Annotated in this window: 20 protein-coding genes; all 20 read right to left on the bottom strand. The window is 52.2% G+C overall.

The features are described 5' to 3' along the window. Nucleotides 1-8: 8 nt before the first annotated feature. The 20 genes from ACMTNU_RS08845 to ACMTNU_RS08750 all read right to left on the bottom strand — a co-directional run bounded on the left by ACMTNU_RS08845 (nt 9) and on the right by ACMTNU_RS08750 (nt 23,561). Nucleotides 9-2,036 carry a cobalamin-dependent protein gene (locus tag ACMTNU_RS08845; RefSeq protein ID WP_413934875.1) on the bottom strand — a complete coding sequence of 676 codons (2,028 nt, stop codon included), beginning with the start codon at nt 2,034-2,036 and terminating at the stop codon, nt 9-11. 238 nt (nt 2,037-2,274) lie between these two features. Next, nucleotides 2,275-4,323 (bottom strand): radical SAM protein, encoded by a 2,049-nt coding sequence (locus ACMTNU_RS08840; RefSeq protein ID WP_413934874.1) that lies wholly within the window; start codon nt 4,321-4,323, stop codon nt 2,275-2,277. Continuing rightward, complete coding sequence (locus ACMTNU_RS08835) at nt 4,311-5,654, bottom strand: glycosyltransferase (protein WP_413934873.1); 1,344 nt, start codon at nt 5,652-5,654, stop codon at nt 4,311-4,313. Before ACMTNU_RS08835 ends, ACMTNU_RS08840 begins: the two co-directional genes overlap by 13 nt. A gap of 458 nt (nt 5,655-6,112) precedes the next feature. Then, nucleotides 6,113-6,883 (bottom strand): ABC transporter ATP-binding protein, encoded by a 771-nt coding sequence (locus ACMTNU_RS08830; protein ID WP_413934872.1) that lies wholly within the window; start codon nt 6,881-6,883, stop codon nt 6,113-6,115. 1 nt (nt 6,884) lies between these two features. Beyond that, nucleotides 6,885-7,685, bottom strand: coding sequence for an ABC transporter permease (locus tag ACMTNU_RS08825; RefSeq protein WP_413934871.1), 801 nt, complete (start codon nt 7,683-7,685; stop codon nt 6,885-6,887). 22 nt (nt 7,686-7,707) lie between these two features. After that, entirely contained in the window at nt 7,708-8,655 is a 948-nt protein-coding gene (rfbA, locus tag ACMTNU_RS08820) for a glucose-1-phosphate thymidylyltransferase RfbA (protein ID WP_413934870.1), read from the bottom strand. Next, nucleotides 8,652-9,011, bottom strand: a complete 360-nt coding sequence (locus ACMTNU_RS08815; protein ID WP_413934869.1) for a four helix bundle protein — start codon at nt 9,009-9,011, stop codon at nt 8,652-8,654. Before ACMTNU_RS08815 ends, rfbA begins: the two co-directional genes overlap by 4 nt. Nucleotides 9,012-9,035: 24 nt before the next feature. After that, complete coding sequence (rfbD, locus tag ACMTNU_RS08810; protein ID WP_413934868.1) at nt 9,036-9,935, bottom strand: dTDP-4-dehydrorhamnose reductase; 900 nt, start codon at nt 9,933-9,935, stop codon at nt 9,036-9,038. A 5-nt stretch (nt 9,936-9,940) separates the two neighbouring features. Continuing rightward, nucleotides 9,941-11,002, bottom strand: a complete 1,062-nt coding sequence (gene rfbB, locus ACMTNU_RS08805) for a dTDP-glucose 4,6-dehydratase (RefSeq protein ID WP_413934867.1) — start codon at nt 11,000-11,002, stop codon at nt 9,941-9,943. A gap of 73 nt (nt 11,003-11,075) precedes the next feature. Then, nucleotides 11,076-12,971 carry a polysaccharide biosynthesis protein gene (locus ACMTNU_RS08800; protein ID WP_413934866.1) on the bottom strand — a complete coding sequence of 632 codons (1,896 nt, stop codon included), beginning with the start codon at nt 12,969-12,971 and terminating at the stop codon, nt 11,076-11,078. Continuing rightward, nucleotides 12,968-14,080, bottom strand: coding sequence for a glycosyltransferase family 9 protein (locus ACMTNU_RS08795; RefSeq protein WP_413934865.1), 1,113 nt, complete (start codon nt 14,078-14,080; stop codon nt 12,968-12,970). The genes ACMTNU_RS08800 and ACMTNU_RS08795 overlap by 4 nt, the downstream gene beginning before the upstream one ends. Beyond that, entirely contained in the window at nt 14,077-14,934 is an 858-nt protein-coding gene (locus tag ACMTNU_RS08790; RefSeq protein WP_413934864.1) for a glycosyltransferase family 2 protein, read from the bottom strand. Before ACMTNU_RS08790 ends, ACMTNU_RS08795 begins: the two co-directional genes overlap by 4 nt. Continuing rightward, nucleotides 14,931-15,734, bottom strand: coding sequence for a glycosyltransferase family 2 protein (locus ACMTNU_RS08785; RefSeq protein ID WP_413934863.1), 804 nt, complete (start codon nt 15,732-15,734; stop codon nt 14,931-14,933). Before ACMTNU_RS08785 ends, ACMTNU_RS08790 begins: the two co-directional genes overlap by 4 nt. Nucleotides 15,735-15,999: 265 nt before the next feature. Next, on the bottom strand, nt 16,000-16,824 hold the full coding sequence (locus ACMTNU_RS08780; RefSeq protein ID WP_413934862.1) for a glycosyltransferase family 2 protein: 825 nt from the start codon (nt 16,822-16,824) through the stop codon (nt 16,000-16,002). Then, nucleotides 16,811-18,130 carry an O-antigen ligase family protein gene (locus ACMTNU_RS08775; RefSeq protein WP_413934861.1) on the bottom strand — a complete coding sequence of 440 codons (1,320 nt, stop codon included), beginning with the start codon at nt 18,128-18,130 and terminating at the stop codon, nt 16,811-16,813. Before ACMTNU_RS08775 ends, ACMTNU_RS08780 begins: the two co-directional genes overlap by 14 nt. Nucleotides 18,131-18,201: 71 nt before the next feature. Then, nucleotides 18,202-19,353, bottom strand: a complete 1,152-nt coding sequence (locus tag ACMTNU_RS08770) for a glycosyltransferase family 4 protein (protein ID WP_413934860.1) — start codon at nt 19,351-19,353, stop codon at nt 18,202-18,204. 150 nt (nt 19,354-19,503) lie between these two features. Next, nucleotides 19,504-20,496, bottom strand: coding sequence for an NAD-dependent epimerase/dehydratase family protein (locus ACMTNU_RS08765; protein WP_413934859.1), 993 nt, complete (start codon nt 20,494-20,496; stop codon nt 19,504-19,506). Nucleotides 20,497-20,619: 123 nt separating this feature from the next. Then, entirely contained in the window at nt 20,620-21,369 is a 750-nt protein-coding gene (locus ACMTNU_RS08760; RefSeq protein WP_413934858.1) for a glycosyltransferase family 2 protein, read from the bottom strand. Then, a complete protein-coding gene (locus ACMTNU_RS08755) occupies nt 21,366-22,643 on the bottom strand; it encodes a glycosyltransferase family 4 protein (protein WP_413934857.1) in 1,278 nt (425 codons plus the stop codon). Before ACMTNU_RS08755 ends, ACMTNU_RS08760 begins: the two co-directional genes overlap by 4 nt. A gap of 81 nt (nt 22,644-22,724) precedes the next feature. After that, nucleotides 22,725-23,561, bottom strand: a complete 837-nt coding sequence (locus ACMTNU_RS08750; RefSeq protein WP_413934856.1) for a class I SAM-dependent methyltransferase — start codon at nt 23,559-23,561, stop codon at nt 22,725-22,727. Between the last annotated feature and the right edge of the window lie 22 nt (nt 23,562-23,583).

Below are 23,583 nucleotides of genomic sequence, written 5' to 3'. Positions count from 1 at the left end.
ACAGGCTCCTAGGAAACCTGACCGATGGAAATCAGCTCGCTTTCTACGTTCAGCTCCGCCTCGTGGTGATTTCGGCGCTGCGGAGGCAGATCATCCGACCATGAAACAAAGTACGTGCTACGTTGTTGCTCGGAAACTTGAGGGCTATCGATAAAGGCAATGCCTGCCGTAGCCGTGCGGTTGCCTGGCTGAAGCATGAGCGCTTGTTGATAGTGCATTCTTGCCGCGCCATGCGCGCCAATTTCACACAGCGCCTCGGCAAACGCGTTATGTCGTTCGGCGTTGAACGGGTCAAGACACAGCGCCGATCCGACGCTTTTGAGCAGAGATTCCGCCGACACGATCTGGCGGGCCATATCCTGCATTCCCAATCGCAACGGCATGCGAGCCAACACCAGGCTGAGCCCTTTGTTACTGATCTCACGATACTTGCCTTGCCTGACTTTCTCGACCAGTTTCCCTACAAGGTGTCGGTAGGTACGCCGCCTTGGGCTGTGCACGGCATGCTCGGTTTGTCGGTAGACTTTGTTTTCTACGTCCGACCGAGCACCGCATTCCCGACAGGTCAGGCGAATGCTATGACCGGTATCGGACGGAATGACCACGCCAAGATAATCGTTCTGGTGGTTGCAATTGGGGCACTCCCAAACGATGTCATACGCAGTGCTGCGGCCAGGTATCTGCTCCGCCGACGGCTGGAACGACTTGAGGGGGGCAATATTGAGCAGGGTGTTCGCGAAGACCCAGACCTGAAACCTGATCATCTCCATGTTCTTGTCGTTCATACGGGAGATGTTGAAATCGGGAGGGACATCTTGAACGTATCTGGCACGGTCTTCATCTGCGATCAACCCGTCCCGCAGCGCCGCCAAGTAGTCTGGACTTCCAGGAAACACCATCAGCGGCGTCAAATTCACCTGGTAACGCCTGTTCGCTGACCACCAGTGCATGGATTCGTTGGCAGTCTCCAGCGTTTCTGCCGAGTCGCCGAATAACAGGTTGCCTTGAATGCCGATCCTGTGTTTGCTGGTCAGGTTCAGCGAACTATCGATACGGTGTGTCTTGCTTTTCTTCAGCATGTTTTGAAGCACGGGCTGGCTCATGCTCTCAATGCCGTAACTAATGTAAGCACAGCCGGAATCCCGCATCGCCCGCACCGTCTCCTCGGTCGCGCTGTTCACATGCAGCTGCACCATCCACTGCAGGTTGTAGGGTTTGATCCGCTCACAAAGTTCCAACAGCCGCTGCCTCTTCAGAGAAAATAATTCGTCGATCAATCCGACCATGTTGATCTGATAGCGGGCAACGAGCGTGTCGAGTTCGGCAAAGAAGTCATCCAGCGGCCGTTCTCGGTAAGTCTTACCGGTGGGGTGGAAACAGAACGTGCATTTGAACGGGCAAGAGCGGCTGGTGATCATGTCGATCGCTCGCGGCCGACTCGACGGGTGAGAATGGAAGAAATAATTATCGAGGGCGCGCTGTCCGGAGACGTTATGCTCGCACTCAAGGACATCGTAGTCGGGCCAGGCAAGCGAGGCGAGATCCTCAATCTGCGGACGCTCCGGCGTTTGGACCGTCTCTCCGTTCTTGTCGCGAAACACGATACCCTGGACGGTATGAAGATCACCCGATTGGCTCAGGCAGTCGAGCAGTTCGACGATCGTGACTTCGCCTTCCCCGACGACACCAACATCGATGTCGACAACATCGAGGATGACACCTGGTTCGCCGCTGATCACTCCACCACCGGCGATATTGATGATCGTCGGCTTCGCGTGGCGCGCCGCGTTAAAAATCGACTGCATCAGCGGCAAAAACGGCGAAAGCCCGCCGGTAGCACAGACGTCCGGATTAACGGCCGCGATCTTGGCCGCAACCAGGGATTCCACCGATCCATGGTGATGGTTGAGGTTTAGCCCTGTCACCGTATGGCCTGCACGTTTCATTGCTGCAGCGATATACCCGAGCCCCAGGGGAAATTGATAAAACTCTCCCCAATTCGGACTGTAGCGCGGTACGACTAATAGTATGTGCATCTGTGCCCCCTCTGGCTATTCAGGCCTACTCAACTTCTTGAGAACTGATGTCTGTCCCCTCCGAGCTGTCTGCCCTTAAATTACCAGGACCCGTCGATCAGATGGAGTCAAATCATTCATCGCTTCCCGCGTACCTTTCGTAAGAAAGTTGGCTAGGAACCACCCCATACGCAGCCGCACGATCTGTCCAGTTCTCATCATCGAGTAAATACATAGCTATAAATCGTACTTACGCTCATTAGCCAATTTTCACCAAAGGAATTGTCTTCGGGTCATTTGCCTGGCTCACCTCATCAGATCCACATTTCTGAACCGCTCGTCTCAAAGGAGGGGGGTCGTCGCACCACGACCGGAAATATACGGAAGTAGACCCGTCAAAAGCGTGCCGGTCCTGTATCGATTCACGAAGCTCTATTGCTGGCGTATAGCCAGGATGCAGCGTAAGGGCTTGCTCCAAGTGCAGCAACGCTCCACCGTTGCAACCAATGCGCTGTAACGCACGCGCGTAATTAAAGTGCAAATCAGGCCTGAATGGATCAAACGTCACGGCCGCCCCGTAAGATCGAACCATATGCTCCTCAGGTCCATGAGTCTCATAAAAACGCGCGAGGAAGAGTCTCGCCTCAACACAGTTTTCGTGTTGACCAAGCACCTGATTGGCCAGATTATGCGCCTCAGCGAACAAACCGATATCGTAATAAAATTGGGCTTGCTGAAGAGTTGCAAGGGCCTCTCCTGGTATCGTTTTGGAGAATACACTTTCTCTGTACGGGCTATTGCAAATGTCAAACCGCTCCCTACATGAACGGCAGGTCATTCTAATACTATTCTTGCAATCTTGAGGGATAATGAAATTCTTATAGTGGTTTAGGTGACCGCAGGTAGCACACTCCCATTCACAGTCGTAAACAGGACCCCGGATGGATGTCGAGGCTTGTTCAAACCTGACAACCTTTGCCACACGTAACAAACTCTCAAAATAAACATAGACCATGAACCGAACCATATCCATATCAAAATTATTCATCGAGGATATGTTCAAATTGGTAGGAATATCCTTGATGTAATCGACTCGATCCTTTTGGTCAATTAATCCATCTCTTAACGCCGCCATATAATCAGGACTTCCGGGGAAAACAATTAGTGGCGTAAGATTAATTTGATACCGACGATTATGAGCCCACCAATCCATGGATTCATTCGCCGTCTCAATGGTTTCAGCAGAGTCGCCAAATAACAAGTTCCCCTGAATGCCTATCTTGTAATGATTTGTTAAGCGCAAGGCTTCTTCGACACGAGCTTTCTTCGACTTCTTTTGCATCGAGTCAAGAACGGACTGCGACATGCTCTCAATACCGTAACTGATATAGACACACCCGGAATCAGCCATGGCCCTGAGAGTTTCATCGGACGCGCTGTTCACGTGGAGTTGGACCATCCACGCGATGTTATAGGGCTTGATCCTCTTACAGAACTCAAGAAGGCGACTTCTACTGAGTGAGAATAGCTCATCAACGATCCCAATCATATTTATGGAAAACCGTTCTTTCACAGACTCCAGCTCCCTAAAAAAATCATCTAGAGGTCGCTCCCTATAAGTCTTCCCTGTAGGATGAAAGCAGAACGTACACTTAAAGGGGCATGATCGACTCGAGATCATATCGAGGGACCGAGGATTATCATCAGGGGCAACGTGAAAAAAATATGAATCTAGGACTCGCTGATTCTCGATACTCTTCTGCAGATCCAGGATCTCATAGTTCGGCCACCGTATATTTTCAAGGTCTTCCCGTTGAGGACGTTCACCATTCCTGCGAATCCTACCCCTACTTGTTCTAACCACAACTCCTTTAATCTCACTCAAGTCTTCGCCTGCTCTCAGCTTGTTAAGAATCTCGACAATCGTTTCTTCACCTTCATTGATGACCCCGATGTCAGCGTCTATTGCCTTCAGAATTACATCGGGTTCCCCGCTGACAACTCCCCCTCCCAAGATCGTGAATATGCTTGGATTCGACTCCTTGGCGGACTGAATGATCTCATTAATCTGGTCGATGAAGACTGAGAGGCCTCCGGTTGCCAATACGTCAGGATGCAAGTCTTTGACCTTTGTTCTGACGAGATCAGAAACAGATCCCTCACAATGGTTTAGATTCAGTCCATAAACCTTGTACCCCGCACTCTGCGCTGCCGCCGCAATATAGGCAAGACCCAACGGGACTTGATAAAAATCACCAAAATTCCCGTAGCGTGGCACGACCATGAGCACAGTTTTTAGTTCAGACATAGATCCCCCAAAAGTTCACTTGCTCGGTGCTTCCACGAATGTTTCTGGAACACGTACTTTTGAGCCTCAATCCCTATTCTAAGTCGTTGTGCCCTATCGTCCAGATAGGCTCTAGCTACATCTTTTAATTGATCTAGCCCACTATACCCTACGTAGTGTACACCCTCCTCAAATTCCGACTCAAGACTCCCGGGAACCTTCTCGCGGGACCTGTGATGGAGCAAGAAGCCGCCCGCTGCCATAACGGCCAAGTTTCGGGAGTGCAAACCAAGTCCATGGGTATTGTTACCGAGATTCACTCTGCTATTCGCATACACATCGGCCAGCGACTCTTCCGAATGCAGGATACCTTTATAGTACTTTGAACTAAAACCATGGCGGTCCATGCAATTACCATAAACATGAATGCTGTCTGATACTTTAGCCACAGTCTCGATTAACAATCTCCTCTCGTAAATCCTAGGATAGGTCTGACTCATCCAATTCAATAACCCTGAAAAATAAACGTCAAACTTGTTGGGGGAAGCAGATCCATAGCCATACAGTTTCTCTAGACTCTCGTCGCCAACGACAGCCTGTACGTACCTTTTGGGGGCGAATCTGATCATTAACCATAAAATGTCATCCGCCATTCTCGCATTTTTAAAAAATGGCGGAACCTCCGCCCGAAGTGCCTTTTCAATTTCGTGAATATCCAGAGATCCCTCCAAGGGTTTATAGACTTGTTCTGTGATGGTCTTCATCCTTTTAATTACCTCTTGGTTGTAATTAAGGCCAAAACAATTTCTCTTCTTGGCCGCCAAGAGAAGCTTTTGGAATAGGACAAACAACACGGAACGTGAAAGTCTTGACGAGCAAAACCTAGACGGCTGACTCGGAAAGTCCAATGGCAACCCACCGCACAATGAAAAATCACACACTTCGGACGATTTACTCGCGCGATTCGTTTCATTGACGCCTGTATAAAACGGCTTGGCCATATACTTTTGCGTCTCAAGTCGAAGACCAAGCTGCTTCGGGGTTCCTAGGGTGTAAAGGATATCGTCGTCATGCAGGTTAACCTTACCCGAAGTATCTAAGAATACATCCTGATACCAGGATACGTACCTAGCATGATGCCTAGTCTTGTAATCCTTCGGCCGAGATTTATTTACAGCCAAGACGACATCAATTTTGGCCTCATCGATCAATGGCACATACGCGTGCTCAGAACTGCGAGCAACAATGCACTCATGACCAAAACCTTTGAGTTCCTCACCCAGCGAGCGCAACATCCTTATGTCATAGGGGTTATCAACGCTCGGAACCAGCAGGAACTTCATTGCTTTCATGATAGCTAACCTCGCTTACCTATGAGGGAGGAAGGGGAAAGAGAAATCCTGGTCGGCACATCAACGGCGTCCAACTTCGACTAAAACCAACTGCACAACACTCACCAGTGCAGAAGGTCCTTTACTACCCCCAAAGTTTCCTATGAGTCTCAGAGCCGCAGATGTCCCTTCAATACCAAGTTGTGGTTTGCAGGTCAAGAGTTCCTTGCATCACTCTTTGATCGAGCAGTACATTCGCAATCCTATCTAGCATGATGTTCGACCGAGCCATCCCATTACATGAGCCGCCAGGCCTTAGCTTGGGCGAACTCGATCCTGAAAAACCTTGTAGCGACCTGCATGGACTCCGCAATCGGAATTCAAGACCTGGTGAGACGCAACGGCCTCATCAGCGGTTCCTAGGCACCGCAGGGAGATTCCCCTACATGCGCGGGTAGCACTCGAGGGGTCGTCGCATCCTATCCACCAACCATCTCGACCGTACGGTTGTGATACACGCCAAGCACATCTTCCACATTACCGTGAGCGGTCACGCGTCCATGTTCGAGCAACAACGCCTTATTGCAAAATCGTTTTATGACTGAATCGGAATGAGATGCAAGGACTATAATCTTGCTTCTGTTCATGAACTCACTCAGCCGTTTCTCCGCTTTTTCCATGAATGCGGCGTCACCCGCACCGATCATTTCATCCATGAGCAATATATCGGAATCGATCGCCGTAATGGTGGCAAACGCAAGTCGCGTCGTCATACCGGAAGAATAGATACGGACAGGAAGGTTGAGATAGTCGCCAAGCTCTGTGAAAGCGGCAATTTCATCAAGCTTCTGAGACACCTCCCTGCGCTTCATGCCGAGCAGCAGTCCACGGATCATAATATTCTCCAAGCCCGTCGCCTCCGGTTCCATACCGAGAGAAATATTGAGTGTCGACACGACCCGCCCCTGTATCCGAAAAAACCCGGCGGTCGGCTGATAGATACCGGCCAAGACCTTCAGCAAAGTGGATTTCCCGGCACCGTTATGGCCGACAAGTCCGAGACGGTCTCCTTCACCCAGAGACATGCTGATGTCCTGAAGCGCTTTCACCACAGAAACCGTCTTGCTTGAAGCAATAAGCCCTCCTGTGGCTGCACCTAAAAGGCGAGTCTTCAGTGAAAGATTCGCCGTCCCAACCAATGGATAATCCAGATACAGATTGCGGATCTCGATCGAACTTACTTGAGACATCTCACACCCAAAAGGCGATGCGGCCACTCTTGGCCCGATAGAGCAATGCTGCGAGGATTGCACTCACAAGAAGAGTCACCGTAGCCCCCACCCAAGAAGCCAATTGCGGGAAATGGCCTAACAATGGAGATCTCACCAAATCGACGAAATGGGCAAGCGGGTTCAGGGCAACCACCCAACTACCCTCGGGTAGCAAACGGGGGAACCAGAATATCGGCGTAATAAAAAATCCCACCTGGAGAAGATTTTGCGTAATCTGCGAAAGATCCCTGAATCGCACCCCAATGACACTGAGCGTTATTCCAATCGACGCAAGATTGAGTAGTACCAGGAAAAACCCAGGCAAGACCAGCAACCCCAACCACCCAGGCCAAATACTGAAATAGATGTACACGCCGAGTACGATAAGAAGATTGTGACCTAAAATAATGATCCCTCGCGCGATCGCACGCAGGTGAATGATGAGCAGGTTGATCCGCATCTCCTTGATATACACGGCATTGTCACTGAAAAGATTGGGCATTTCACCAAGGCAGCCGGCGATAAAACTCCAGGCTACAAACCCTACCGAGAGAAACGGTAGCAGCTCTGAAATATCCGCTTTAAACAGTTGACTATACACACACCCAAGCGTGACGCAGAAAATTGCCATACTCAGGGTGATCCAAAACGGCCCGATCTTCGAACGGCGATATTTCGTTTTAATATCCTGCCAGGCCAGAAACGACCACTGATCATATGCGAGTAGCGCAGTAGTCAAATCATTCCGCGGATCATCTTGCCGAGCAGCTGAGAGACGCATTATCGATTCACACCCCTCCCTCTCATACCCGGCTCGCACAACCCTGTTTTGAGCCATCGACACCAGACCTACCATTAATGAGACTTAGCAAATATTGTCCGTACCTATTCTTACACAAAGGTTGCGCCAGCGTTTCCAATTGAACGGCGTCGATCCACCGCTGCCTGTACGCAATTTCCTCTGGGCACGCCACCTTTAAGCCTTGGCGATTTTCCAGGGTGGCAATAAATTGACTCGCCTCCAGCAACGACTCATGCGTGCCGGTGTCCAACCAGGCATAGCCTCGGCCCATGACTTCAACGTTTAGTTGACTTTGCTGTAGGTACAAGCGATTAAGATCGGTAATTTCTAACTCGCCACGGTCCGACGGGTTCAGGCTCTTGGCCAAATCCACCACCTGCTGATCGTAAAAATAGAGCCCAGTGACGGCATAGTTGGATTTCGGCTGCTTAGGCTTTTCTTCCAACGATCTCACTTTTCCATTTGAGTCGAAATCGACGACCCCATAACGTTCAGGATCTTGCACATGGTAGGCGAAGACGCTGGCGCCTTCCGTGCGGTTCATTGCATGATCGAGCAAACGATGAAAATCATGGCCATAAAAAATGTTATCGCCTAAGACTAGAGCAGAGTGGTGATCTCCGATGAAGGAAGCTCCAATGATAAACGCTTGCGCAAGACCATCAGGCGAAGCCTGTATCGCATAGTTCAGATTCAAGCCCCACTGCTTTCCTGTACCGAGTAATTGCTCAAACCTCGGCGTGTCTTGTGGTGTAGAAATTATAAGGATCTCCTGAATTCCCGCCAGCATGAGGGTACTGAGCGGATAATAGATCATCGGCTTATCGAACACCGGAAGTAACTGCTTGCTGATGGCCAGTGTGGCTGGATAGAGACGGCTCCCGGAGCCGCCGGCAAGGATGATGCCTTTTCTGGGGAGTGGGGAGTCGGGAGTGGAGAGTGGGGTCATGCGGAGCTCCATTTTTTATGCAAACCGGTCAATAGTTTTACCGCACGATCGGCAAGATTGAATGTTGGATGATCGGGAGTTGTAAGCCCCAACATGACCGCAAGTTGCATCTGAGTTTCTCGTTGCGCGAGTGAGCCGCGTGACATACCGATAAAATGAAGGTACTCCTTTGTCCCATTCCGCCCTGCACCCTCCGTGAGATTACTTGGGATAGAGACGGCTGCACGTCTCATTTGCTGAGAGAGGCCATACCGTTCCTCCACTGGAAAAGTCGCTGTCATCTGATACACGGCTTTAGCCAACGCCATCGAGAACTTCCAAGCATCGAGCCGCTCATGCGGCTTCCCCTTCTTCATTCTCTACGTCCCACTCGCCACTTCCTACTTTCCATTCAGAAGAATCTGTTGCAGCACATGCCGTACCCCATTCTCCCAACCAGGCAACTCGAAACCGAAGACCCTACACAACTTGCCGGTATCCAACCGCGAATTAGCTGGGCGCGCAGCGGCGGTGGGATATTCTGATGAGCGAATCCCTCGAATGGCCTCCGGCACGAGTTTGAGTGGTTTTCCAGCAGTCAGAGCTTCCGAAACGACAAACCTCGCATACTCACACCACGTTGTGTCGCCGCCTGCAACCAGATGGTACAAGCCGTAAGAGAAACGATCCACACCCTCTCTCTGCCTTTGCCGGACCAATTGAGCCGTCACGTCTGCCAGCAAGGCTGCCGACGTTGGCGCGCCATACTGATCAGCCACCACATTCAACTGTTCTCGCTCAAGAGCCAATCGCAGAATCGTTTTCGCAAAATTGTTTCCATGGGCTCCGACTACCCAGCTCGTCCGAAAAATCAGGTATCGGGCTCCGCTTTCCTGCAGGGCGATCTCGCCGTCCCTTTTGGTCCGTCCATAGACACCGAGTGGGTTCGTGAGATCGTCTTCCGTATAAACGCCAGACTTGCTGCCATCGAACACATAATCAGTGGAGTAATGTATGACCCACGCGCCCAACTTCTCCGCTTCCGTTCCTAGCACTCCTGGGGCAACGGCATTGATGGCATAAGCTAATCCCGGCTCTGATTCTGCCTTGTCCACCGCCGTATAGGCTGCCGGATTGACGATTAGGTCCGGCCTGACTGACCGTACCAGAGTAGAAACTGCAGTGGCATCGGCCAGATCACATTCAGCGTAATCGACGGCGTGGACCTCCCCCAAGGAGGCCAAGGCACGTTGAAGCTCGAACCCAACCTGACCGTGCTTGCCTGTTAACAGAATTCTCATCGAGGTCAGGGGCTGTAGTGCTCGTCGAGCCAGTGACGATAGGCACCGCTGGTGACATTTACAACCCAACTCTGGTTCTCAAGGTACCAGGCGACCGTTTTACGGAGGCCCGTTTCAAAGGTCTCCCGAGGCTTCCAGCCCAGCTCACGCTCAAGTTTCGTGGCGTCTATGGCATAACGACGATCATGTCCAGGTCGGTCCTTCACAAAGGTGATCTGTGACGCATAGGACCGGCCATCATTTCGTGGGCGTAGTTCATCCAGATTGGCGCAGAGAGTCTGCACGACATCCAGGTTGGCCATTTCGCTCCGACCGCCGATATTATAGGTTTCACCCACAAGGCCGCTTTGAAGCACGAGACCGATGGCTCGGCAGTGATCGTTCACGTACAACCAGTCCCGCACTTGCAATCCATCCCCATAGATCGGAAGTGGTTTCCCAGCTAATGCATTCAAGATGCAGAGCGGGATCAGTTTTTCCGGAAATTGGTAGGGACCATAATTATTCGAACAATTGGTGGTCAGAACCGGCAGGCCATAGGTATGGTGATAGGCGCGGACGAGATGATCGCTGGCCGCTTTGCTGGCCGAATAGGGGCTGTTGGGCTCGTAGCGATTCCTTTCACTGAAAGCCGGCGCATCTTGGGTCAATGAGCCGTACACCTCATCGGTAGAGACATGCAAAAACCGGAAACGCTGTTTGGCTTCGCCTTCCAATGCACCCCAATACGCGCGCACCGATTCAAGCAAGTGAAAGGTGCCGACGATATTGGTCTGGATAAATTCACCGGGCCCATGAATGGAGCGATCAACATGACTTTCAGCGGCGAAATTAATGACGGCTCGCGGACGATGCTCCATCAACAGTTTGTCAACGAGCCCAGCATCGCCGATATCACCCCGCACAAAGATGTGCCGCACGTCGCTTCCAAGACTGACAAGGCTCTCGAGATTCCCCGCATAGGTCAACTTGTCGAGGTTGACCACCGGCTCATCATGCCGCGTCAACCAGTCGAGCACAAAATTTGCCCCAATAAACCCTGCCCCACCAGTGACCAGAAGGCTCATCTGACCAGTGATACCCTTATGAACCGTAGCGGATCAAGCCACAAGTCGTGAGCATAGGCTCGACAGAGTCTCATCATGAGACACGTTGAGGGATGACAGGTTGAAAGCTCGGCACCAGTCGTTTGAGATCCTGCAATAGCTCCTCTTCATCACAATGGGGGAGATTCGCCTGCAACATCTCCAGCCATTGATCCAGCTCACCGACGGAAACCGGAGCCCCACTCGCTCGATTGATCTTCGCATGGGCCGTGGGTTCGACTTGCTCCTGTTCCTCAAAGAGTTCTTCGTACATCTTTTCCCCAGGCCGCAGGCCGGTGTAGACAATGTCAATGTCCTTCCCCGGAACCAGGCCAGCCAAGACGATCATATTCCTGGCCAAATCAGCCACCTTGATCTGTTCTCCCATATCGAGAACAAAGACTTCCCCTCCACGCCCCATTGCACTGGCCTGGAGCACCAGCTGCACTGCCTCTGGAATTGTCATGAAAAACCGTTTAATCTCCGGGTGGGTGACGGTTACAGGCCCCCCTTTGCGGATCTGTTCAGTGAACAGAGGGACGACGCTCCCGTTGCTGCCCAGCACATTCCCGAACCGCACCACCATAAACTTTGTGAGACCGGGACCATTGAACTCCTGCATCATATGCTCGGCGATTCTTTTGGTCACACCCATGACGCTTGATGGATTGACCGCCTTGTCCGTGGAAATCATGACAAATCGGCTGACACCTGCCTTCACAGCGGCCTCGGCGACCACGCGAGTGCCTAAGATATTGTTTCGAATCGCTTCCTTCGGATTCAGTTCCATCAGCGGAACATGTTTGTGCGCAGCGGCATGAAACACAATGTCGGGGACGGTGTGGCGGAACACTTCCGCAACGCGGTCTGGGACGGTCACATCTCCAATGACCGGGACAATCTTTACTGTCGGGAAAACTGCGTGTAACTCTAACAGCAGTGAATGCAGCGTATTCTCGTAGCGTTCGAACAAGACCACGGCCTGGGGCTTGTACTGGGCAATCTGCCGGCAGAGCTCCGATCCGATCGACCCGCCTGCCCCAGTTACAAGGAAAGTTTTCCCACTGACATGGGGGGAGAGCTCGTGAAAATCCGTCTTGATCGGCTCGCGTTGGAGCAAATCATCGACGCTCATTGGTCGCACCTGTTGTAGAGAGACCGGATCACCGAGCAATTGTTTGACATCGGGTAGCGTCTTGATCGGCACCGAACAGCCTTCTGACGCTGCGAGTATCTTTTGTTTTACCGTTGTGGAGCCAGAAGGAATGGCCACGATAATCTCGCCGACCTTCAACCGTTCGGCGGCCTTCTTGATATCAGCTATGACTCCCACCACAGGAATCCCATGAATAGTCATCTTGCGTTTGATCGGATCATCATCGACAAAACCAACCGGGCAACAGTGATAATTCGCATCGTACAGCATATCCCTGACTAATAACTCCCCCGCATGTCCTGCGCCGACGATCAAGACACGTCGCGCACTCGGGTCGAATATCTGAATCCACTCCCGGAACCCCCGCACCGCCAATCGAATCCCTGCTAAATACAACGCCGTCAACAGACCCGTCAGAATGATCACGGATCGAGGATACTGCGCCACACCGCCAAGTTTATGGACTACCGCATAAAACACCGCCGAGCTACTCAGTGCGGCCAGCAGAATTCTCCACAGATCCCGAAGATCGACATATCTCCAGAGTCCTCGCTGAATCCCAAACAACCATAAGCCGACACCATAGATGAGCAGCACGGCAGGCACGAAATCCCACATGATCCTCCGATACCCGCGAGGAATCGCTCCATCGAACCGCAGCGCAAATGCCGTCAGGTTCGCCGCACAAATCAACAGCAGTTCCACCCCAATGACGAGACTCGGGCGGTACTGGAGTACCCGGTCTCCAAATCTTCTCGTGAGGGAATGGAAAAGTTTCGCGGCTGACTGTTTCATGAGCTGATTGGCACTGCGACGTTGATCCCTCGTTCTTGGAGCATGGTGTCAGCGGCCTGAATAACCCGATGCACAGACAATCGTTGGAGGCAATCGCTGAGGCTGTTTATGTGACGATCACATCCTTCCGCAAGGCACGGTACGCACTCCCCCTCGCCCTGGAGCAACAACACATTCCCCTGCCGCTGCGATCCTTGTTTACGCCAGGGGCTCTGTGCATCTGAGGGAAAGTCCTTCGGCCAAGGTCCCCACTTCACAGGGTTGGAAGGGCCAAACAGCACAACGGATGGCACGCCGATAGCAGCAACCATATGACTGACGGCCGTATCCGTCCCGACATATAGTGCAGCCCGACTTAAGAGATAACCAAGAGCCGGCAGCGTCACCCGACCGATCAAATTGACCGTCTTGGGGAGCCCTTGGATAATCTGATCACAATACGACTGCTCAGCCGATTCAACTCCGGTCACAGCAACGATCAGGCCACGATCGACTAACCACCGTCCAAGCGCCACCCATCCATCAACGGTCCATGTCTTATAGGCAAACTTCGGCGACACATGCAACACCGCATAGGGCTGAGCACTCCGGATATCAGGAAACAGGGCATGAACAGATCGTGCATCCTCGTCCGTCCAACTCACCACGGGAGTACCAAGTGGTGCGATATCCAACGGCGTAAGCAGCCTGAGATTCATGGCAACCGTATGAGTATGGAGATTATCAAACGGGATCCAGTGATTCAGCAACCTCCGCTTCCACCAGGATTTCTTATCGGGCAATAGCGTCCCTACGCAATACCGTCCTGCAACCCAGGCATGAAAGGTCGGACGGTCTCCTGCAAGCACCGACAGAGCGACGTCGTAACGTCGCCACAGCGAACGCAGTAAGGCGAGATGCGACCATATCGCCGGACGTTCGGCAATCGTCCACACTCGTCGGATATCCCTATTACCAGAGAGCACACCCTCAGTCCCTTCGAATACCAGCATGTCGACCATCACATGCGGCAAAGCAGCCCTGAGCGAACGAATGACCGGCGTGGCTAACAGAACGTCCCCGATTCGACGCGTACAAACGACCAACACACTCTGAAGATCCCGATTCATGTTGTCGCCCGCCGCAGCGTCACAGATTGATCATCAAGGACCGTGGCCTGATATTGCTCGAGCCCAACGGCGGCTCGCACCGTCGAGGAACGCAGGAGATCATCCAGGCGTTTCTGATTGTCTTGTAACCTTCTGCGATCTTGCTCAGGATGCCACAAATGAAATACCGTGGCGGCGAAGCGCGCACTCTTATGCTTCACTCCGGCATGGAGCAGTCGGATGACCAAATCGGAATCCTCAAGCCCCCATCCTTCATACGATTCGTCCAGTCCATTTACCCGGATGAGGTCCGTACGCCATGCAGAAAAGTTGCACGTCTTGATGCCTTCCCAACGATCAGACGTCCATTTTCGAAACGGACCATCCGGCAATTCCATCAATGGAAGTACACGATTGACGTCTCGCTTTGACCAGGACAGGAGCCAATCGAGTCCGCGCCAGGTATGAATCAATTCCTGTTGGTGCAGCACACGGTGCGTGAGTCCAACTGAGAGCAACACACGATTGGCCCCGAGAAAATACCCCGGTTCGGCAAGTTGTCTATGGGCACGCACGAAATGACGGGAAGGAACACAATCTCCGTCCGTGAACACAATATAGTCGGCCAGGGTCGATGCCACGGCACGATTGCGAATGGCAGCGGCTCGAAACCCACGGTCCTCATGCCAGACATGCGTCACTCGGAACGGCGCGCGCCGTGCAAATTGCTGTACGACATCCGTCGTGTCCTTCTTCGATCCATCATCGGCAACCACAAGCTCAAAATCGTGATCGCTTTGGCGACAATACCCTTCCAGCACCACTGCCAGGGCATCCGGCCGATTGTATGTCGTGACGATCAACGCAGTGTTCATTTGGAGGTCGCGTCATCGGGACGTCGAAGCGGTCCTTGTTTAGGATACGGCCACAGCTCCTGTTGCTCGAACCGTTTCGCATACCGATAGAACGTGCCCTCAAAATTTCCGAACGCGATGACAAATCCCGGCCAGCCATCGAGGAACCCCCGCTTCGCCAGATAGTGCTTGAGGAACGACCATACGCCGTGCCCCAGGGCCGCTCCCATCGACACTCGACGATCGGCGAGCTTGAGCACACCCAGCGAGGAATAGCGATTGGCCTTTTTCACAACCTCTTCAAAGTCTCTGAACGGAACCTGCCAAATTGCCTGCTCCAAGCGGCCAACGGGCTTGCTTGTCAGCAATTCATATCCCTCGTGAACAGGCGACTCCGCATACTTCATCGCCCCTTTCCGAAATAATTGCGGTTGGCGAAAATTCGGGTACCAGCCGGAATGTTTGATCCAGCGCCCCATGAAGTAATTCCGCCTGGGCACAAAATAGGCGTCGTGCGCGGGAGTTCCAGACAAAATCGCTAGAATTTCGTCCCTGACCTCTGGCGTACATTGCTCGTCTGTATCGATGCTGAGCACCCAGTCGTGGGTGCACGCCTGGACCGCGCGATTCCGCAGATGGCCGAACCCTTCGAATGGAATCTGAACTACTCTCGCTCCCAACTCTCGCGCAATCCGGTCAGTCCCATCTGTGCTGTTGGAATCGGCCACCACGATCTCGTCCGCCCATAGGACACTGTTCACCGCATCGGCAATTTTCCCGGCCTCGTTGTAGGCGATTATATAGGCGGAAATTTTCAGCATACTCGCTCCCAAACCGTAAGCTTCCCCCATCCAGCAGGCACTATCGATAGAGAACGTTCAACTCCAAATTTGATCCAAAAGATGGCTGGAGTCCAAGGCTGAACGCGGTTGGCCCTGTCAAGAAACCGTTCCCGACAGATGGGCTTATATCTGAATGTGCTACAGGTCTGTTGAAGTGTGAGTGCGCCATCCTCATCCGCGATGGGTTGCCTATAGCACAGCATGAGCGGTGAATAAATCGTACTTTTCTATACGGTAACAGCCTTCATTTCCAAGAAAATCGACCATGTTCTCTTCCTCCATGCATCGACATGCCAAATTGGCGAGTCTCTTGAGCACACCACGACTGTATTTGGCGAAGCTTTTTGATTTTCTTCAATTTTCGCTCCAGCCAGCCTTGTTGCAACAATCGGTAATTGCGGCGGTTGCCCAGACCATCTTTTTCCGACAGTCCTCTTTCCTGCTTCAGAGCTGATTGAGTAATAGAGCCGTAATGATGCAGCCAAGATCTACCGGTCATCCCGATAGGAATTCTAGCCTTATCCACTTCATGAAAAAACATGGTATCCTCATAGCCCAGCAATTTTGGTATCGGTTGAAAATAACCGATCTCCAGCCAAACAGACTCATGGACAGCAAGACACACAGCATGCCGACCGCCTATTCGGAGAGCATCTTTCATTTTCACCATAGCATCTTCTGCGAATGCATCAAAATCGTAGTCCAGCGGCCCCTCAATCAATGCCGGCGAAATGATTTTCAAACCATTTGCTTCGGCAACATCGATCAGGTTTTCGACCCACCCACGAGATACAAGCACATCGTTGTTCATGATAATTGTCCATTCGGATTGAAGCGCCAACGCGCCCTGGTTCCATGCAACACCACAACCCAAGTTGGACTTATTAAATATCCGCCCGCCCAATGGCAGGGTATTCAAATAGTTTTTCGTGTCGTCGCTTGACCCATTATCGACAACCACCAAGCGACTCACATCAAGTCCGTGCTTAACCATGCTGTCAATACATTGCCGAGTGTAATTTACCTGATTGTAGCAAGCAAACGTGATCGAATATTTAAGTGGATTCATTTTTCTCACTACCCTGGCCTACAGCATGATGAACAAGCAACGAACTTATGAAACACGTAAACATGAGGGCATGAAAGGAGGCCGTGAATTTCAAATTAAACACCTCGGTGGTCATACCACTAATGAATGTGCACGCTAGATAACCGAGTGCAAGTACGGCAATTTTTTGAGCTTGCTGAGAGCCTCCGTACAAACTGCGGATAAAAAACAGTGCCGGAATTACAAAGAGCGCACTACTCGACAGCAAGCCCCAAACCCCTGAACGAACCATATTGGTTGCAATTTCATTATGAAAGCCGGAGTGCAGAGCAAATTCTTGAGTTTGTTGAAGCGCGTAACGGTTCAAGTCAGGGCTGTTGATAAACGCCGCAAATCCATGATCGCCAAAGCCAGACCATGGATTCTGAGAGAATAAAAAAACCGCCATGCGCAAAAAAGACAATCGATCTCCCACCGATGTCTGCGGGTTCAGCGTATCCCAGTGGTAGGAGATTATTTCTTGCACGGCCACGTCCAACCGCTGCTGCAAGGTGGCGGACAAATAGTAACTGCCACTCGCCAGCAATAGTATGCCTATGAACACTGGAGCTCGATAACGAGTCAGTCTCAAATGTGACCACATGTATAGAACCAGAGGAAGCGCCAGCCACCCGGTGCGACTGCCTGATACAATTGACAAATACACGCCCACAATAAAGCCTGTGGTCTTATAAACTCTCACTCCCCAGTCATCGCGCCCATACAAATCAATTGATAATAAACAACACAGCCCCAAGGTCATATTCAAACTGCCGAATGTCAGCGGATCGACAAAATAAGTTGTCTCGCGAAAATGAACCGGATCGTTCAGATGCCCCCAAGGGCTCTCAGGATTTAAGGTGACAACAATACACGTAATTAATATGGATCCTGGAATTACGCAAACCATCGACCTGAACACATCGAAGCGTTTTTGAAACAAAACCAACAATATCGGCATAGACAATAAAAATCGTGCCGGACTGTCATAATCGCGACCAACATAATCCTGCCGCCAAGATTGCCCTAAGAAAATTGCAATAACGGGCAAAGTAAATAGGATAACAAAACACCATAACCAGTTATGGTGTTTGGGGAATGTCGGCGAGTCACCCTTAGCGATCACGCTCAACATGATAAAAATTGCCGCCGCGCTGCTGGCAAACAGAATCCCGCTTATCCAGCCTTTGATCGTCAATACAAACAATGGCGATACAGCCAGCAACGTTTGCAGCCCATAGGAGAGGTTGGCCATATCCAAGACTTGCCTCACTACCCTCTTTTCCATTGAATGAAGCTCCCCTCAGCGAGCTAGGGATAAATCACAAGTTGAAATAGAGCGCTTCAAGTAAGAGCCGATTAGGCTTTGACGGGTATCCTGGAAGAGTCTTCGGTGGGAACAGCTTCTACCTTTTTCTTACCCTCTTTCCCTGTTTGTTCCAGAATGGGGGATGTGCGCGTTCTCCTCCGCTCCAGCATAGAGACGAGCATTGCGAGTAGGACAAACATTCCCCCCCACGCACCAAGAATGATGAGTCGCACATTGTCCGTCGAGTGGTGGTATGAAACAGCTAGCCCCCCGCACAGAATCATAACTCCATACTCTGCGAGCACGGTCCGGCGATGGCTCCATCCGCTCAGAACTACCCGCTGGTAATAATGCTCCCGGTGCGCTTCCCAGATCCTTTTCCCACGTAGAACCCGTTTGACCAATGTCATGGTCGCATCCACAATGAATGGGGAGAAAATCATGATCGGGACCCATATCTCGAACAATCTGTCTCGAACCCCAAGAATCATCAATGTGCCTGCCAAAAACCCAACCGTGATACTTCCCGCATCACCCATAAAGATACGCGCGGGCGGAAAGTTATGCATGAGAAACCCCAGCGCACCCATCGCAACAAATGTGGAGATGATCAGCATGACTGGGAACTGTGCCTCCCATCCCAAATAGGCAAGAAACCCGAAGCCCCAAAACGTCATTCCACCGGCGAAGCCGTCCATACCGTCCATAAAGTTGTAAAGGTTGGCCATCCAAACCAGCAGCAAGGCGCTCACGGGGACTGCCGCCAGGCCGAGGTGAATTGTAGGCCCTCCGGGAATGGGGATAGCGGACACGGTTAACCCGACACCGGCGATAACGATACAGGCGGCGGCAACCTGCACGCTCAAACGGAGACTGGCGGGAAGCCCAATACAGTCGTCGATGAATGACACTACGAAGACGAGTAACATGGATAGGACGATCCACAAGCTCCCTGACGCCACTCCTTTCGGCAACACGGCCTTTGAAGGTTGGGTAATTGCCAATAGACTCGCAACCAGAATAAGTCCGATCACGACACTGCCGATCACCGCTAACCCTCCAGTCTGGGGAGTCGGCATGGCGTGTAAGGTCCGTTCGTTGGGATGGGCAAGAATAGACAGGAAAGATTTCGGTGAACAGAGCCGCTTCGTGATCCACCATGCGACCACAAACGCAACCAGAGCTGGGAAAGCCATCAGCATGATTGCCTCATGGTACTCCGTGTTTGTGTCCTTGTCAGCATGTGAGTGTACTGAGTGCGGATGATTCCCAAAATCACGAGTGCGGTATCAACAGGGCGCGACTGAACTGAGTCACAGGGGGCAATGCCCCATCCCAACCGCTCTCCTGTGTCATACGACCACTACCCGATTGGCTATAGTGGCACGGAACCAGTCGGCGGTCTCCGCAAGACCTTGATCGACGGAAAACGGAGGGTGCCAGTCCAACTCTTGCCTGATTTTCGATGGGTTGACTTGGAGAGACTCAACCAGACGCTCAACCACCATCTGCTTTCCAACAACTTGCCCCAAACTACGGAGTATCGGGATAGGCAATGGCCAAAGATGTGTCCGTAACCCCAATGCCGCGCCGAGTCGCCGAATCAAGTCTGGAGTAGACACATCCTCGCCGTCACTAACCAAATAGGTTCGACCTGCCGCTCTATCGTCCCGGACGGATCGGATGAGAGCATCAACCAGATTCCCCTGGTAGATAAGACTGCGTCGGTTTTCTACTAGAGCAAATGGCAGCGGAATTCCCTTTTGGACGATCTTTAGCAGTTGCAAAAAATTGCCTCCCACACCGGGACCGTACACCAGCGGCGACCGAATCACGACGATCTCAAGACTCTTCTGGGATGAGATCATTGCTAGAGCCCGCTCTGCTTCCCACTTTGAAACACCATACGGCTCCTGCGGACTTGCGAAATCCTCTTCCGTAAACGGCGCGCTGCTCTTCTCGCCATTCACCTTGATCGAGCTCATGTACACGAATCGACGGACTCCCTGTGCGACCGCGGCCCGTGCAAGCCGTTCGGTCCAGTCTGTGTTGACTCGATAGAATTCGTGACGTCGATCGGACTCGTGGCCAGCCATAACGTGGACCCGCGCCGCCAAGTGGATGACCACCTGCACCCCCTTGAGCACTTGTTGCAATTCGGCCACCGTCGATTGATCGTGTAAGACCACCCAGTTGAGACCACCGGGATGAGAATGTTCTTGCGGTGGTATTTTGCTTGGATTTCGTATCGTCCCTCGCACCTCGTACCCGGCCCCAAGAAGATTCAGACTTAACGCTCTACCAATGAACCCCGTTGCCCCGGTAACGAGTATCTGTTGTCCCATCTTAACTCAGACATGCCAGGTCAGCCTGGTCGAATTGAGGCACTTCGGTATGAGGAGAACCTTGCCTATCTGCCCACCGGCTGCGCAGATCGACCACATCACCAAGACTGCAGATTCGGCTCTTCACTTCACCAGAAACTCCAATAGCTTGGCGGGGTATTTGGAAGAAATCTTCAAGATGTTCGTGTGGATCCCGTTCTCTCGACAGGCGCGTAAGACTTCTCGATTGAGCAAGAGCGTACTGCGCCAACCGCCGGTGCTGATGCCACCAACCCGCATCCGCACCAGCGTTTCCGGAAGACTGCGGTAGACCAACCTCTTCTCGTGAAAGATTCGTGCGCAATACTCAAAATCGCCGGCGATGCGGTAGTCTGTGCGAAACAGCCCGAATCGCTCATAGACATGTCGTCTGAGAAAAAGCGCCGGATGAGCCGGCATCCACCCCCATGCAATCCGGTCAGGTGTAAACCGTGCGGATCGATATCGGCGAACGGTACGCGTGGGATGCTCCGGCCGGAAAAACTCCACATCCCCCAACAGAGCATCCAGCCCTTCAGCTTCCATGACCGTCATCACGCGGGACAGCACCGCTGGCTCAGCATAGACATCATCAGCATTCAGAAAGCCGATCACATCGCCGGATGCGAGCATCAGCCCCTTATTCATCGCGTCATACACCCCCAGATCCGGCTCAGACACCAGTCTCGAAATCCGCCCAGACGATTGCCGCACGATCTCCACGGTCTTATCCTGTGAAGCGCCGTCGATAACAATGTGCTCAAGATCGGAATACGTCTGTGTCGCTACTGAGCGGATCGTACTCGCGACGGTCGACGCGGCATTGTAGGCCACTGTGACAATGGTGATCTTCATGACACGACCTTCAACATGGGACGGTGACCGCCTTGTCCTGCCCGATCCAATACATTCAAATACAGCGCCCTATAACGTTCAGAGACGTCCCTGAGATCGAACTCTGCTTCGACCTTTTCACGTGCCCGCTTCGACAACGCGCACCAGCGCTCTTTGTTTTCCAAGACCCACTGCATGCCGTGAGCCAGATCAAGCGACTCAAACGATCTCGCCAGATAGCCGTTCCCTCTATGCTCGATCAGATCCGGCATCCCCCCGATATTGAACGCCACACAGGGCGTGCCGCACGCAAGCGCCTCCATCACCGTATTGGACAAGTTCTCTTGGAGTGACGGTACCACCACAACATCAACAGCTGAGGCCAACAGAGCCAAGGTCACGTCATCGTTCAAAATACCCATATAATGGACCGGCAAACCGAAATCCGGCGGAGAGATCGGTCGTGACGCGCCAACAATCACAACCTCACAGTCGTCGCGATGTTCTTGAGCCATGCGAAATGACCGCAGGGCTTCCTGGAGCGCGTGAAACCCTTTGCGTTTGTCGGTGGTGACATTGAGCGTGCCGAACAAGATCAGTCGCTTCCCAGTCGGAAGTCCGAGCAGTTCCCTTGCCCTCTGTTTATCAAACGCCCGAAATCGCATGATGTCTAGCCCGTTGGGAATAACCTCGATGCGCTTGTCGGAAAACAGTGCACTCTTTCGTGCGCACTCGGCAAGCCATCGGCTGGGGGTCACGACGGTCAGCGAAACCTCAGCCCATTTCCGCCGTTTCTGTTGCCACACCAATCGTGACAAGTCCGTCTCCCGAGAAGAGCCAAGCGCTGGACACTTCCCGCATGTTCCGACATACCGCCCACAGCCATTGTCATAGTGGCACCCGCCTGTAAACGCCCACATATCATGCAGCGTCCACACGACAGGCGCTCCGAAATCGGTGAGAGCCGACGGATTTAGAAACCCCCCTGCCACCCAGTGCAGATGGACAATGTCAGGCTTCATCCGTCGCACACGCTTCACATAATTCCCAGGAAGAAGCCCCGGGTAGTAAATGCCGTTCCCACGCTTGGAATAGAAATACGTCGGTAAAATATCGAATTGCGGTCTCACGACCCCTAACAAAGTCTCGAAACGGTTGCGCGGACCCTCTACGTAGGGATCATCGCTGCTCTTTGACTGCACAAGCATCTGGGACTCGATGCCGGCCGCTCGAAGGCCACAGTGAAGCCGATACGCCGCTCGCGCCGCTCCGCCACGAATATCATAGGTGTTCATCAGCAACGGTCTCATGAATCGAACGTATCGACTCCCAATCTGAAACCGTTCATAAGAAGGCTCAACCCGCCTGACGCAATATCACCCATTAAGCGCTCTCCATATCGGTCTCAACACTGTCTTGATTGGTTCGACGATGGGATGCACAACACGAGACCACCGTTTCGAGAGTTGCTCCTGCCGACGCGCTTTTTCCCAGTTTGGCTCAGCATTGGTTTTCTGGAAAATCTGCGCATGCCTGACACCAGGTATGGTGCCAACATATCTGCAGCCGAGCGAAGGAACGATATGGCGGAATGCATACCGTAGATGGAACGTCTGAGGCAGATGGCATTTAATATCCGGATAAAAGCAATTCGCTGTCACGACATATCCTCGCACATGGACATGATCAAGCAAGTGTCCGAAGACGTCCAACGGATCGATGATGTGCTCCAATACGTCTTGCGCGATAATGCAGTCCGCACGACCTGACAGTGCAGCCACAAAGGTCAGATTCGTAAAATTTCTGGAGACTGCGAGGGCAAGTTTTCTCGGAAATGGCTCAACAACCCTCACTTGCGAATTTGGACAGAGGGCAGCAATCTTTCTGGCAAGGGAACCATACCCGCCTCCATAGTCATAAATCACCTCAAAGGCATGCCCAGCTAGCCAATTGGCAATCCGGTCACGATGACGCTTCGAATCCGGGTCACATTCCGTGAAAAGACCGTTCAGCAACCATACCGGTGATTTATAGAACTTTGAAACCGCCTCCTGGTCAGTCTGTGCATAACCGGCGCCGGCACTCTCCCATGCGCGATCCATCAACTCCCAGAGTTTCGACAGATCAAGGTCTCTGCCTTGAAGTTGTGAGAAATACGCCAACTCATCACAAGCCAACTCTTGTTCGGGTACATCTATCTGCAGAATACGCATGGTGTTTCGGCACCGTATGGGG

The organism is Nitrospira sp. BLG_1, assembly GCF_047338595.1.
GTDB lineage: Bacteria > Nitrospirota > Nitrospiria > Nitrospirales > Nitrospiraceae > Nitrospira_D.
This window is presented reverse-complemented; position numbering and strand designations above follow the sequence as displayed.